This is a genomic window from Tahibacter soli (assembly GCF_025717065.2).
Classification (GTDB): domain Bacteria; phylum Pseudomonadota; class Gammaproteobacteria; order Xanthomonadales; family Rhodanobacteraceae; genus Tahibacter; species Tahibacter soli.
In genome coordinates this window covers 322,230-336,591 of record NZ_JAOVZO020000019.1, presented here as the reverse complement: position 1 = coordinate 336,591, position 14,362 = coordinate 322,230, and the positions used below count along the sequence as shown (strand labels likewise).

At 70.8% G+C, this 14,362-nt stretch carries 8 protein-coding genes; 6 read left to right on the top strand and 2 right to left on the bottom strand.

Translation table 11 applies throughout. From position 1 onward, the window contains the following. Positions 1-65 precede the first annotated feature (65 nt). From OD750_RS20595 to OD750_RS20570, 6 genes are all read left to right on the top strand, one after another. A complete protein-coding gene (locus OD750_RS20595; protein WP_263540811.1) occupies positions 66-2,456 on the top strand; it encodes a DEAD/DEAH box helicase in 2,391 nt (796 codons plus the stop codon). Then, positions 2,453-3,313, top strand: a complete 861-nt coding sequence (locus OD750_RS20590; RefSeq protein ID WP_263540812.1) for a ribonuclease H-like domain-containing protein — start codon at positions 2,453-2,455, stop codon at positions 3,311-3,313. The genes OD750_RS20595 and OD750_RS20590 overlap by 4 nt, the downstream gene beginning before the upstream one ends. 223 nt (positions 3,314-3,536) lie before the next feature. After that, complete coding sequence (locus OD750_RS20585; RefSeq protein WP_263540813.1) at positions 3,537-7,073, top strand: hypothetical protein; 3,537 nt, start codon at positions 3,537-3,539, stop codon at positions 7,071-7,073. Positions 7,074-7,128: 55 nt separating this feature from the next. After that, entirely contained in the window at positions 7,129-7,740 is a 612-nt protein-coding gene (locus OD750_RS20580) for a GNAT family N-acetyltransferase (protein WP_263540814.1), read from the top strand. Positions 7,741-7,742: 2 nt separating this feature from the next. Next, positions 7,743-11,270 carry a S8 family serine peptidase gene (locus OD750_RS20575; RefSeq protein WP_263540815.1) on the top strand — a complete coding sequence of 1,176 codons (3,528 nt, stop codon included), beginning with the start codon at positions 7,743-7,745 and terminating at the stop codon, positions 11,268-11,270. 175 nt (positions 11,271-11,445) lie between these two features. Continuing rightward, positions 11,446-12,369 (top strand): LysR family transcriptional regulator, encoded by a 924-nt coding sequence (locus OD750_RS20570; RefSeq protein WP_263540816.1) that lies wholly within the window; start codon positions 11,446-11,448, stop codon positions 12,367-12,369. Here the strand turns inward: OD750_RS20570 and OD750_RS20565 are convergent. Beyond that, positions 12,366-12,875, bottom strand: coding sequence for a methylated-DNA--[protein]-cysteine S-methyltransferase (locus OD750_RS20565; protein WP_263540817.1), 510 nt, complete (start codon positions 12,873-12,875; stop codon positions 12,366-12,368). The genes OD750_RS20570 and OD750_RS20565 overlap by 4 nt on opposite strands. Then, on the bottom strand, positions 12,872-14,338 hold the full coding sequence (locus tag OD750_RS20560) for a DNA-3-methyladenine glycosylase 2 family protein (protein WP_263540818.1): 1,467 nt from the start codon (positions 14,336-14,338) through the stop codon (positions 12,872-12,874). Before OD750_RS20560 ends, OD750_RS20565 begins: the two co-directional genes overlap by 4 nt. Between the last annotated feature and the right edge of the window lie 24 nt (positions 14,339-14,362).

Here is a 14,362-nt window from a genome sequence, read left to right as displayed (position 1 = left end):
CAACCGTCTCACGCCGTGAGACGCGTCGCAGCTATTGAGACGGTCTCGTTTTCAGCGCAGCCGCCATGCACACCGACCTCGCCACCGTCATCGCCGAGAAGATCCCGACGCGCCGCGATCCCGCGCGTCTGTTGCAAGCGCTGGAACAGCGCTACGCCGATCGCATCACCGGCAAGTTCACGCTCCCGGGTCGCGACGGGCGCTACGCCGACCTGCCGCCCGACCTGCCGCCGCGATTGCGCGACGCGCTGCGCGCGCGCGGCGTCGAGCGGCTGTACAGCCATCAGGCGCAGGCATGGGCGAGCGTGCGCGCGGGCAGCAATACCGTCGTCGTCACGCCGACCGCGTCGGGAAAAACCCTGTGCTACACGCTGCCGGTCGTCACCGCGGCGATCGAGTCGCGCGCCAAGGCGCTGTACCTGTTTCCGACGAAGGCGCTCGCGCAGGATCAGGTCGCCGAACTGCTCGAACTCAACCGCGCCGGCGATCTCGGCCTGCGCGCCTGCACGTTCGACGGCGACACGCCCGGCGACGCGCGCCAGTCGGTGCGGCTGCACGGCGACATCGTGGTGTCGAATCCCGACATGCTGCACCAGGGCATCCTGCCGCATCACACGAAGTGGGCGCAGTTCTTCGAAAACCTGCGCTACGTCGTGATCGACGAGATCCACACGTATCGCGGCGTGTTCGGCTCGCACGTCGCGAACGTGCTGCGCCGCCTGATGCGCGTCTGCGCGTTCTACGGCGCCAAACCGGTGTTCATCCTGTGCTCGGCGACGATCGGCAATCCGCGCGAACACGCGCAGGCGCTGATCGGCGACGCGGTGCACGCGATCACCGACAGCGGCGCGCCGTGCGGCGAAAAGCACGTGCTGCTGTGGAATCCGCCGGTGATCAATCCCGACCTGGGCCTGCGCGCGTCGGCGCGCTCGCAGGTCACGCGCATCGCGCGCGCGTCGATCCGCGCGCGATTGAAGACGCTCGTCTTCGCGCCGTCGCGCCTCCTGGTCGAAGTGCTGACCAAATACCTCAAGGACGTGTTCGACCACGACCCGCGCAAGCCCGCGCGCATCCACGCGTACCGCGGCGGCTACCTGCCGACGCAGCGGCGGCAGACCGAACAGGCGCTGCGCGCCGGGTCGATCGACGGCGTCGTCTCGACGTCGGCGCTCGAGCTCGGCGTCGACATCGGCGCGCTCGATGTCGTGGTGCTGCACGGCTATCCCGGTTCGATCGCCGCGACGTGGCAGCGCTTCGGCCGCGCCGGCCGGCGCCGGCAGGCGGCGATCGGCGTGCTCGTGGCCACGAGCCAGGCGCTCGACCAGTACATCGTGCGTCATCCGGAATTCTTCGAGAACGCGCCGCCGGAACAGGCGCGCATCGCGCCGGATCATCCGCTGATCCTGCTCGACCACATCCGCTGCGCCGCGTTCGAGCTGCCGTTCGTCGCGACCGACGCGTTCGCGAGCGTCGAACCGCGCCCGTATCTCGAAGTGCTCGCCGACGCCGAAGTCGTGCACCGCGAAGGCGAGCGCTGGGAATGGATCGCCGATGCGTACCCCGCGAACGCGGTGAGCCTGCGCTCGGTCGCCGACGGCAACTTCGTCGTCGTCGACCGCACCGACGGACGCCAGACGATCATCGCCGAAGTCGACTTCTCCGCGGCCGCGCTGACCTTGTACGAAGGTGCGATCCACATGGTGCAGTCGACGCCGTATCAGGTCGAACGCCTCGACTGGGAAGGCCGCAAGGCGTACGTCACGCGCACGCACGTGGACTATTACACCGACGCGATCGACTACACGCAGCTGAAGGTGCTCGAACGCTTCGACGGCGCGAACGCGGGGCAGGGCGCTTGCCGCCACGGCGAGGTGCACGTCGTGCGGCGCGTCGCCGGCTACAAGAAGATCCGCTACTACACGCACGAAAACATCGGCTACGGCCCGGTGGCGCTGCCCGATCAGGAACTGCACACCACGTCGATCTGGTGGCAGCTGCGCGAAGACGTGCTCGAAGCCGCGTTCGCGTCGCGGCAGGCCGCGCTCGACGGTTTTCTCGGCGCCGCGAGCGTGCTGCACACCGTCGCGAACGTGCGCGTGATGGCCGAATCGCGCGACCTTCAGAAGGCCGTCGGCAGCGGCGACGGCGCGTGGTTCGCCACGCGCGACGCGCACGGCCGCGGCCAGTGGCGCGCGACCGACGGCACGCTCGCGCGCGGCGGCGAGCGCCACGCGCCGACCGTGTACCTCTACGACAACTATCCCGGCGGCGTCGGTCTGTCCGATCCGTTGTTCCGCGTGCAAGCCGACCTCGTACGCGATGCGATCGCGCTCGTCGCCGCGTGCGCGTGCAAGGCCGGCTGTCCCGCATGCGTCGGTCCGGTGCTGGCGGCCGACGAGGCCGGTTCGGCGAAGGCGAACGCCGCGATCGTGCTGGCGCTGCTGGAGTCGGTGTGAACGCGCTCGTCGACAAGTTGAAAAAGCTGCGCGCGCAGGCCGGCGCCGCGGCGGCGCCCGCGAACGCGGCGCATGACGACACGGAACGACTGCGACGCCTGTTGCAGCGGCGGCCCGAGCCGCGCGCCGCGTCGCTGCCCGCCGAACGCGTGGCGCTCGCCGGCGAGGAAATCGCGCCGGGTCTGCGCTATGTCGAAGCGTGGCGACCGTACGAGGCGGGCGCGCCGGTGCTGCCGCCGCGCTGGCACGACGCGCACGCGGTCGCGCGCGAACGCTTCGTCTGCTTCGACACGGAAACGACGGGCCTCGCCGGCGGCAGCGGCACGCGCGCGTTCATGATCGGCGCGGCCGACTGGCACGACGGCGGACTGCGCGTGCGGCAGCTGTACCTGACGCGCATGGCCGGCGAAGCGGCCATGCTCGATGCGTTCGCGTCGTGGCTCGCCGAGGCGAGCGTGCTCGTCAGCTACAACGGCCGCAGCTACGACGCGCCGCTGCTCGCGACGCGCTACCGGCTCGCGCGGCGCGCCAATCCGCTGGCCGGCTTGCCGCATGTGGACCTGCTGCATCCGGTGCGCCGCGCGTATCGCGGCCGCTGGGAAAACTGCCGGCTCGCGACGATCGAGCGGCAGCTGCTCGGCATCGTGCGCGAGGACGATCTGCCGGGCGCGCAGGCGCCGGCCGCGTGGCTCGCGTATCTGCGGCACGGCGCGGCCGGGCGACTGATGCAGGTGATCGAGCACAACCGCCAGGACGTGGTCACGCTCGCGCGGCTGCTCGATGCGATGGCGGTCGACGCGTCGCCGGAGTCGTTCGTCGCGACGATGTCCCGCGACAACGTGACGGCCTGCGCATAACCCGCGCAATGGCCCGGGGACAGGCGGGCCTCATAGGTTTTCCCGAGGAGACAGCCACAAATTCCGTATTTCACAGCGGCGTACGACGCGCCGCACACTCGATCACCAACGGACGGATAGACGGATGGCCGTCCAATCGCCGAATCATAGGGGCGTTTGGTTACCGACGCATGTCGGCAGGGAGGCTCGCCGACGGCGTCGAATCGATGACGGGGTGATCGCAATGACTACTGGCTGGACCTTATCCGCGTCGCTCGCCGCGACGCTTGCCGCAGGCTTGGCTTCCGCCGCGCCGCCGGCCGCGACGCACGTCGCCAACCGGCCCGCGCGCGTCGCGCTCGCCGGGGCTTCCGACGGCGTGCTGTACGATCAGAACGCGACGCAGAACGCGTTCGGCGCGTTCGTCAACAAGGTGATCGCGCCGGCACCGACCGTGCCGAACACGTCGGTCGGCGCGGACGACTTCACCGTACCGGCCGGCGCCGGCTGGACCGTCACCGGCTTCGCGTTCAACGCGTTCGGGCCGGGCGGCAACGCGCCGCCGCCGAAGCTTTCGATCAACGTGCGCGCCGACGACGCCGGCAAGCCCGGCGCGACCGTCGTCTGCGCCGCACCGGCGCTCGCCGCGAGCTATACCGGCACGCCGTCGTTCCAGGTGACCGCCGATCTTTCGACGCCGTGCGACCTCGCGCCCGGCACGTACTGGGTCACGTTCTCGTTCGATGACGCGAACCTCGCGTCGACGTGGGGCTTCTGGGGACAGACGACGACGCAGCACGGCGCGCCGGCGCACTGGTGGAACGCCGGCGGCGGCTTCAACACGCCGTGCACGTCGACGTGGGGCACGTTCGCGACGTGCGGCATGTACGACGCGAGCCTGAAAGACTTCGGATTCGCCGTGCGCGGCCACGAAACCGGCAAGACGTCGGGTCTCGAAGTCGCCGTCACGGTGACGCCGTATGCGGGCGATCCGACCGAATGCGGCACGGCCGCGTCGGTCGACGTCAACGTCGGCGACCAGGTGAACGTCTGCTACACGCTGACGAACGGCGGCACGCAGACGCTGACGCACCAGAGCCTCGTCGACAGCCGCGACGGCGCCGTGCTCGCGTACGACCCGACGACGATCGCCCCGGGCCAGACGCGCCGCTACGTGCGCACGATCGTCGCGCGCGAGGACACCGCGCGCACCGCGACGTGGACCGGCTATTCGCGCATCGCGAGCTACGCGTACGACGACACCGCGACGCCCGATTTCGTCGACATCGCCGCGACCGGCACCGACGTCGGCATCGCGCCGGGCAACGGCGCGGGCAACGAACTCGCGCTCGTCACGGCGCCGTTCCCGATCCGCTTCTACGGCGGCACGTCGACGGCGCTGTGCGTGAGCAACGACGGCGTGATCAACTGGGACGACGACGGCTGCACCACGCCGTTCCCGGGTTCGAATCCCGATCCGGGCTTCTCGTTCAACCAGAATCTGCCGACGCGCTACGGCGTGAACAAGCCGACGATCATCGCGCCGATGTGGGGCGACCTCGACGACGGCCCCGGCAATATCTACACGCAGACGTTCGGCACCGCGCCGAACCGCCGCTTCGTCGTGCAGTGGAACAATCTGTACAGTTACATCATTGCCAAGACGGCGGCGACGTTCCAGGTGGTGTTCGAGGAAGCCTCCGACACGATCCGCTTCGAGTATCGCGACACCGCGTTCGGCAACGACGCCGACAACGGCAACTGGGCGACCGTCGGCCTGCAGGGCGACGCGAACGGCGTGTACACGACGTATTCGTTCCTCCAGCCGTCGCTGCGCCCGAACTCGGCGATCCGCTGGACGTACACGGCGAGCGAGAGCGAGAGCGCCGACAGCGCGACCGCGAACATTTCGGCCGGCGTGCCGGTGATGTCGGTGCCCACCTCGAGCGTGCGCGCCGTCGTCGCACCGGGCGGCAGCGCGAGCGGCACGGTGACGATCGAGAACATCGGCAATCGCGACCTGACGTGGAATCTCTCCGAGGCGCCGGGCGGCTCGCGCGCGCACTTTCCGAAGACCGCGCGCTACGTCGCGCCGCCGCGCGGGCAGACGCAGGGCAAGCCCGCGCCGTTCGCCGCGCGCCGCCACGCGTCGCGCAACGCCGCACCGCTCGTGCCGCGCGGCGGCTTCTCGGTGCCGGTGTACGGCATCAGCGCGCTGCGCCCGGGCCTGACGACGTTCGACGCGCTCGCGCCGACCGCGACGTATACGCCGGTCAACGACATGGACGACTGGATCTACGCCGCGACGTTCGCCGGCAACGATTTCTCCAAGCTCTGGGTCATCATCAACGACAGCTGGTTCTACGAACCGGGCAGCTACGGCACGATCGACACGACGACCGGCGACTTCACGCTCGTCGGGCGGCTCGAAGGCGCCGCGACGCGCACGTGGGGCGGCCTCGCGGAAGATCCGGTCACCGGCACGATCTACGGCGTCAACTTCCTCGACCAGCTCGGCAGCGCCGGTGCGGAACTGTATACCGTGAACTTCGCGACCGGCCGCGTCGCGCGCGTCGGCGCGATCGACGGTCCCGGCGTGCATCCCGTGCGCTACATCTCCGGCATCGCGATTTCGCCGGCCGGCCTCATGTACGGCCTCGATCTCTACGGCCAGAGCCTCATCGCGATCGACAAGCATTCGGGCGACGCGAGCGTCGTCGAGTCGTTCGGTCTCAATGTGCAATATGTGCAGGATCTGAAGTTCGATCCGCAGACCGGCGACTTGTACTGGGCCGCGCTGCACATCGGCGACAACGGCATGCCGATCGGCGAGATGCGCGTGATCGACCCGCTCACGGCGGCCTCGCAGCCGCTCGGCGCGCTGCCGCCGGCCGGCGAGTTTCCGATGGACGAAATGAGCGCGATCGCGATCGCGAAGCCGTCGGTCGGATGCGCCGCGCCCGGCGACGTGCCGTGGCTCACGGTCACCGGTCCGACGAGCGGCACGATCGCGGCCGGCGCCGCGGGCCAGTCGCTCGGCCTGACCTTGAATGCCGCCGGCCTCGCGCCGGGCCTGCACCGCGCGAACCTGTGCGTGTACGGCAACGATCCGCGGCATCCGTCGACGGCGGTGCCGGTCGCGCTCGTCGTCGCCGAGACGACGCCGCTGTACGACCAGAGTCTCGCCGACGTCGGCGACCACCCGTTCAACAACACCGTGACGCGTCCGGCGCCGGCCGCGGGCTTGTCGTCCGAAGGCGCCGACGACTTCGTCGTGACCGCGCCGTGGGCCGTCTCGGGCTTCCGCTTCACCGCGTACGGCAACAACGGCGCGCCGCTGCCGCCGAACGTCAACGTGCGCGTGCTGCCGGACGACGGCGCGGGCCGTCCGTCGAGCGACGCCGTGTGCACCGCGAACGGCGTGCCGGCGATCGGCGTCGGCGGCGACCAGATCGCCGTCGCGCTGCCCGAGGCGTGCCGTCTCGCGCCCGGCACGTATTGGGTCGCGTGGTCGTTCGCCGACGTCGACATCTCGTCGCCGATCCTCGGCTTCTGGAGCGCGGTGCCGACGCAGCGCAACCAGCCGGCCGTGTGGCGCAACCCCGCCGGCGCGTTGTCGCAGGCCTGCACGAACTGGTCGCCGTTCGCGTCGTGCCCCGGCATCTTCGCCGCGGCGTCGAAGGACTACAGCTACTCGGTGATCGGTTCGCCCGACGCGTGCGGCGACGTGATCTTCGCCGACGGTTTCGACAGCGCCGGCGCGTGCCGCCCGAATCGCTGACCGCTCGATTCGCCGCGGCGGCGCGAGCCGCCGCGGCCCTGCCAGGAAAGCGACCTTGGAATTCGAACAACTCGCGCAGGCCGCGGCGCACGCGATCGCGTCGCGCGCCTGCACGATCCGCCGCGCGCGCGCCGACGACGCCGCGACGCTCGCCGCCTTCGGCGCGCGCACCTTCGTCGACACCTACGGCGATTTCCGCGCCGACGATCTCGCGCTGCATCTGGCGCGCACCTACGGCGAAGCGCAGCAGCTGCGCGAGATCGCCGATCCCGATGTCGCGACCTGGCTCGCGCACGGTGGCGGCGCGCTCGCGGCGTTCGCGCAGGTGCGGCGCGGCCCGGCGCCGCCGTGCGTCGCCGGCCGCGATCCGGTCGAGCTGCATCGCCTGTACGTCGAGCGCGCGTGGCACGGCCGCGGCGTCGCGCAGCGGCTGATCGCCGCGGCGTGCGACGCCGCACTCGCGTTCGGCGGCGCGACGCTGTGGCTCAAGGTGTGGCAGCGCAACGCGCGCGCGATCGCCTTCTATCGCAAGTGCGGCTTCGCCGACGTCGGCGAGACGGCGTTCGTCGTCGGCAACGACGCGACGACCGACCGCGTGCTCGTGCTCGAACTCGACCGCGCGCCGCGCGGCGAGGGCTTCGCCTCCATCCTGCGCAACGGGAGATGACCATGCGCCATCCGATCACCGCCGCCGTGCTCGCCGCGCTCGTCGCATCGGGCGGCCTCGCCGCGCCGCGCGCGTTCGCCGCATCGAGCCGTCTGCTGCATTTCGACGCGGCGCTCGTCGACACGCGTGCCGCCGCGCCCGCTGCACCGGCCCCGTTCGCGGCGCACGCGGCGCCCGAAGCAGGCTTGCGACTCGTGCAGTTCGACGGCCGCGTGCGCCAGGAACGGCTCGATGCGCTCGCCGCGCGCGGCATCGTGCCGCTGCAGTACGTCGCCGACGACGGCTATCTCGTCTGGGCCGATGCCGACGCCGTCGCGCGCCTCGCCGAGCTGCGCCGCGACGCCTCGTGGCTTGCGTACGACGCGCCGTTCCAGACGTTTCTCAAAGTGGACACCGCGCTCGCGCAGCGTATCGAACGCGCCGTCGGGACGGGCGACGACGTCGACATCGTCGTGCAGGTGTACGCGCACGCCGGCGACGCCGACACGCGCCGCTTCGTCGAAAGCCTCGGCGTCGTGCCGACGGCGCAGCTGGCGCCGCTCGGCCCCGGCGCGGTCGCGTACGCGTGGGCGCCGGTGCTCAAATTCGCGAACCTCGCGTTGCGCGTCCGTGCCGCCGACGTGCCCGCGATCGCCGCGCGGCCCGACGTGACGTACGTCGGCCTGCGCACCGAAGCGGTGTTGTTCGACGAACAGCAGGCGCTGATCCTCTCCGGCGACATGGCGCCCGGCCCGGCGGCGCCGAGCTATCTCGCGTTTCTGCTCGACCGCGGCTTCAGCCGCGACCCGACCGACTACGCGCTCGTCGACATCACCGACAGCACGATCCACGAAGGCACGAGCGGCGTCACGGCGCTCGCGACGGCCGACGAGATGCTGCACGTCGACGGCGACATCGCGCGGCCGTCGCGCGTCGAATACGTCGAAAACTGTTCGACCGTTCCCGACGCGCAGCTCGGCTCGATGGACGGCCACGGCTCGATCAACGCGGGCATCCTCGCCGGCTACGATCAGCGCACCGGCTATCCGTACGTCGATCTCGACGGCCGGCATTCCGGACTCGGCATCAATCCGTTCGCGCGCATCGGCTCGACGACGATCTTCACCGGCTCGCCGGCCGCGTGGAACGTCGCCGGCTGCGGCGACACCGATCAGGGCATCGTGCGCGCGAACGCCGCGAACGGCGCGCGCATCAGCAGCAATTCGTGGGGCTACCGCGCGAGCGCGAGCTACAGCGACCACGACCAGATCTGGGACGCGGCCGTACGCGACGTCGACGTCGAGACGCCCGGCAACCAGCCGATGATCTACGTCTTCGCCGCGGCGAACGACGGCCCCGGCCTCGGCACGGTCGGCTCGCCCGGCTCGGGCAAGAACGTCATCACGGTCGGCGCGTCGGAAAACCTGCGGCCGTTCGAAACCCCCGCCGACCGCTGCCAGAACGACGGCGTCGCGGCGGGCGACGATCCGCAGTCGATCGCGGGCTTCTCGAGCCGCGGCCCGGTCGCCGGCAACCGCGTCAAGCCCGACGTCGTCGCGCCGGGCACGCATATCCTCGGCAGCGCGAGCGTCTTCTCCGGCTACGCCGGCGGCGGCGTGTGCATCCAGTACTACCCGGACGCGACGCCGCAGACCGAGTTCGCGGCATCGAGCGGCACGAGCCATTCGACGCCGGCCGTGTCGGGCGTCGCGTCGCTCGCCTACTGGTGGATCGAACGCGGCGGCGCGGGGCCTTACGCCGGCACGCTCGACGAAGTCGGCGGCGCGCGCGCGCCGAGCCCCGCGCTGATGAAGGCCTGGCTCGTCGCGCATCCTAGCTATCTCACCGGCATGAGCGCGAACGACGATCTGCCGAGCAACGACCAGGGCTACGGCATGCCGAATCTCGCCGACATGTTCGGCGACACGCGGCGCGTGCTCGTCGACCAGAGCGACACGTTCGACGCGGCCGGCGAGGCGCGCGAATACGCGTGGGGCGCCGTCGACGTGGGCAAGCCCGTGCGTATCGCGCTCGCGTGGACCGACGCGCCGGGACAATTGGGCACGAGCCCGCAGGTCAACGATCTCGATCTCGTCGTCGTCGCGAACGGGCAGACGTATCGCGGCAACCGGTTCTCGAAGCAATGGAGCGTGCCGGGCGGCGAACGCGACGCGCGCAACAACGTCGAGGCCGTGTTCCTGCCGCCCGGCATACTCGGCGACGTGACGGTGCGCGTCGAAGCGACGAACGTCGCCGGCGACGGCGTGCCGGGCACGGGCGACGCGACCGATCAGGATTTCGCGCTGGTCTGTACGAACTGCACGCGGCAGCCGTCGTTCACGCTGACGAGCGAAGCTGCAGGCGTGTCGGTGTGCACCGGCGGCAGCAATGCGACGACGTTCGACGTGACGCCGGTCGTCGGGTTCGCGAGCCCGGTGACGTTCGCGACGAGCGGTCTGCCGGGCGGTGTCTCGGCGAACGTCGCGCCGAATCCCGCGACGCCGCCGGCGCAGCCGCAGCTCGCGGTGAACGCCGCCGCGAGCGCGGCGCCGGGCATCTACGATGCGACGCTGACGGCGACCTCCGGCGCGATCGAGAAGACCTTGCCGCTGACCGTCGGCGTGTACGCCGCGCCGCCGGCGTCGTCGTCGCCGCTCGCGCCCGCGAACGGCGCGGCGAACGTGTCGGCGACGCCGACGCTGACGTGGACCGCGGCCGATCGCGCGTTCGCGTACGTCGTGCAGATAGCGACCGATCCCGGCTTCGCGAACATCGTGCGCGAGCGCGAGACGCGCGACACCGCGTGGACGCTCGCCAGCGGCGAAGCGCTCGACACGAGCGCGCGCTACTACTGGCGCGTGATCGCCCGCAACGCGTGCGGCGACAGCGGCGGCGACACGTTGTTCGCCGACGGTTTCGAATCCGCCGCCGCCGCTGCGCAGGCGTTCACGACGCTCGCACTGCCGGGCGATTGTCCGGTCGACGCGACCACCGTCGCGATCTACGCCGACGACATGGAGTCGGGCGCCGCGGGCTGGACGCACGGCGCGCCCGCCGGCAACGCCGACCGCTGGACGCTCGGCGACGTCGCCAACAGCGGCGCGTTCGCGTGGCAGGCGCAGGCGCCCGCGTCGGGATCGCCGAACCGGCAATGGCTCGTGTCGCCGCCGGTCGCGCTGCCGGCGAATCTCGCAACCGCGAGCCTTGCGTTCTGGAACCGGCAGAACCTCAAAGCGGGCGGTGCGGGCGTCTGCAACGACGCGGCGATCGTCGAAGTGTCGGCGAACGGCGGCGGCACGTGGACGCAGCTCACCGGCGCATTGACGCAGGCGTTCGACGGCGACGTCAGCGCCGCGTTCGCCAACCCCCTCGCCGGCAAGCGGGCGTGGTGCGGCGATCCGCGCGATTGGGGCCGCGCCGTCGTCGACGCGAGCGCGTACGCGGGCCGCACCGTGCAGTTCCGCTTCACGGCCGGACACGACCGCTTTCCGCACCGGCCCGGCGCGAACCTCGTCGTCGACGACGTGCGCGTGACCGGGTGCACGCCGTGAGCGGATCGAGTGTTTGGACGTCCAGACGTCCAAAAGTGGTATTGAGACCAATGTCGCATGGCCGCTTCGGGCGCGCGCGTCCGTTAATGACGAAGGCGTTTCGTGGGGAAGGCGCCGGTGTCCCGGGACATTCGTGTCGCGCGGGACGACGCGTTTTCAACGCAACGGCACGACGATGAAACTGACTTTCCGCCAGCTCCAGTACGCCATCGCCGCGGCACGCTACGGCAGCCTCACTGCCGCGGCGGACGCGCTGCACATTTCGCAGCCGTCGATCTCGGTCGCGATCACGCAGATCGAGGAATACTTCGGCCGCGCGCTGTTCGTGCGCCAGCGCGGCTCGGGCATCGCGCTGACCGCGTTCGGGCAGGCCGCGCTCGCCAAGGCGCGCGAAGTGCTGTCGAACGTCGAGGCGCTCGAGGCGCTCGCCGACGAGGACGCCGCGCCGCACGGCGAATTCGTGCTCGGCTGTTTCGAAGACCTCGCGCCGTACTGCGTGCCGCCGATCCTTGCGCGCCTCGCGCGCAAGTTTCCGGCGATCAACGTCATCGTGCGCGAGGAAGGTTTCGACAACATCGGACGCCATCTCGACGAAGGCGTCGCCGATCTCGCGATCTCGTACGATCTGGGCCTGTCGACGAGCATCGTGCGCGTCGTGCTGTGCGAACTGGCGCCGCAGGCGCTCCTGCCGGCCGACCATCCGCTGGTCGCGCAGGCAGCCGTGACGCTCGCCGATCTCGCGCGCTACAACGTGATCCTCACCGACCAGGCGCAGAGCTGGCAGCACATTCTGGAACTTTTCTATTTGCGCGGCGTGCGACCGCTGCGCGCGACGCGCACCGGCTCGTTCGAGCTGCAGCGCGGCATGATCGCGAACGGCTTCGGCGTCGGCATCGCGTACTCGCGCCCGTTCAGCGACTACAGCTACGACGGCAAGCCGCTCGTGCGCCGCGCGATCGCCGACCCGCTGCCGCTGCAGCGCATCCTGCTCGCGCGCAACGAAAAGAGCATGCAGACCGCGGCGCACCGCGCATTCATCGACGAGGCGAAAAGCTGGTTCGAAGAAGTGTGGGCGCCGCCGGCGAAGGCGGCGGCCTAGGCGAAGAGGTCCGCGATCGGCACGCGCTGCGGCAACGCCCCTTCGTGTTCGAGCAGAAACCGCTTCACCGGCAACCCGCCGCCGAAGCCCGTGAGGCTGCCGTCCGCGCCGATCACGCGGTGGCACGGCAGGATGATCGGCAGCGGATTGCGGCCGTTCGCGGCGCCGACCGCGCGTACCGCGCTCGGCGCGCCGATGCGCTGGGCGACGCCGCTGTACGTCCACGTTTCGCCGAACGGGATGTTCGCGAGCATGTTCCACACCTGCTGCTGGAACGGCGTGCCGACGGGATTGAGCGGCAGGTCGAACGTCGTGCGTTCGCCCGCGAAATATTCGAGCAGTTGTTCGCGCGCCTGCCGCACCGCGCCGGCGTCGCGTCGCCATGCGTCCCTGCCGCGCACCGGATGGCGTTCGTACTCGAACACGACGTAGCGCAGGCCGCCGTCGTCGGCCGCGACCGCGAGCGCACCGATCGGCGTCGCGAATTCGTCGTAGCGGATCGTCATGCGGCTTTCTCCGCGCGGTCGTTCGACAAATACCACAAGTGCAGAACCGAGTATGCGCGCCACGGCCGCCACGCTTGCGAACGCGCGTCCGTCGCTTTCTCGGACAGGCGCCCCGGGTGGCCGAGCACCTGCTGCAGCACGAGGTCGCCGGCCGGAAACGCGTCGGGGTGACCGAGCGCGCGCATCGCGACGTATTGCGCCGTCCACGGTCCGATGCCCGGCAACGCCACGAAGCGTTCGACGAACTCGTCGAGCCGCTGGCCCGGGCTGAAATCGATGCGCCCGTCGATCGCCGCCGCGGCGAGCGCGCGCAGCGTCGACGCGCGCGATTTCGGCAGGCCGATCGTTTCCAGCGGCGCCTCCGCGAGCGCCTGCGGCGTCGGGAAGACGCGGTCGAGCCCTTCGCGCGCCGGTTCGCGGCGCTCGCCGTACGCGTCGACGAGCCGGCGCGCGAGCGTCGTCGCGCCGGCGACGCTCACCTGCTGTCCGAGCACCGCGCGCACGGCGAGTTCGAAACCGTCCCATCCGCCCGGTACGCGCAGGCCCGGCCGTCGTTCGATCGCCTGCGCGAGCTGTGCGTCTTGCGCGAACACGGCGTGCACGGCTGCGAGATCGGCGTCGAGATCGAACACGTGGCGCACGCGCCGCACGATGTCCGGAATCGCGCGCGGATCGGTGTCCGAGACGTCGAGCTTCAGCTCTGCCTTGTCCGCCGCGGCCGTCACGCGGATCCACGTCGACGCGTGCGCCGGGCCGATCACGCGTTCGTAGCTGTCCGCGCCGATGCGCTCGATGCCCGGTATCGAACGTTTCGCGAGAAACGCGAGCATCGTCGCGAAATCGAACGGCGGCCGGTACGCCAGGCGCAGGCTCAGATGCGGCGTCTTCGCCGCGGCCGCCGTGCGCCGGATCGCCGTCGGCGGCATGCCGCAGCCCGCGAGGAACGCCGCGTTGAAACGGCGCAGGCTGTTGAAGCCCGCCGCGAGCGCGACCTGCGTCACCGGCAGCGACGTCTCCGTCAGCAGTTGCTTGGCGAGCAGCAGGCGCCGCGTCGTGTGCACGGCGATCGGCGTCGCGCCCGTGCGTTCGAGAAAAACGCGGCGCAGCTGACGGTCGCTGACGCCGACGCGTTGCGCGAGCGTTTCGATCGACTCGTCCTGCAGCGCGCCGTTCGCGATCAGCGTCAACGCGCGTTCGACCGTCGCTTCGCCCGCGGGCTTCCACGCGGACGGCGACAGTTCCGGCCGGCAGCGCAGGCACGGCCGGTAGCCGTCCGCCGCGGCTGCCGCCGCCGTCGGGTAGTAATGGATGTTCTGCCGCTTCGGTTGCGGCGCGGGACAGATCGGGCGGCAGTAGATGCCGGTGCTGCGCACGGCGATGAAGAACAGGCCGTCGAAGCGTGCGTCCTTGGCGAGGCGCGCACGGTCGCAGATGTCGGGTTCGGGCATGGGCGCTGCGTTCATGGCGCGATCATAGCGACCCGCGCG

Excerpts from the sequence above, each read along its gene's own strand:
- OD750_RS20595 (WP_263540811.1), top strand. The coding sequence starts at position 66 with ATGCACACCGACCTCGCCACCGTCATCGCCGAGAAGATCCCGACGCGC.
- OD750_RS20585 (WP_263540813.1), top strand. The coding sequence starts at position 3,537 with ATGACTACTGGCTGGACCTTATCCGCGTCGCTCGCCGCGACGCTTGCC.
- OD750_RS20575 (WP_263540815.1), top strand. The coding sequence starts at position 7,743 with ATGCGCCATCCGATCACCGCCGCCGTGCTCGCCGCGCTCGTCGCATCG.
- OD750_RS20570 (WP_263540816.1), top strand. The coding sequence starts at position 11,446 with ATGAAACTGACTTTCCGCCAGCTCCAGTACGCCATCGCCGCGGCACGC.
- OD750_RS20565 (WP_263540817.1), bottom strand. The coding sequence starts at position 12,875 with ATGACGATCCGCTACGACGAATTCGCGACGCCGATCGGTGCGCTCGCG.
- OD750_RS20560 (WP_263540818.1), bottom strand. The coding sequence starts at position 14,338 with ATGAACGCAGCGCCCATGCCCGAACCCGACATCTGCGACCGTGCGCGC.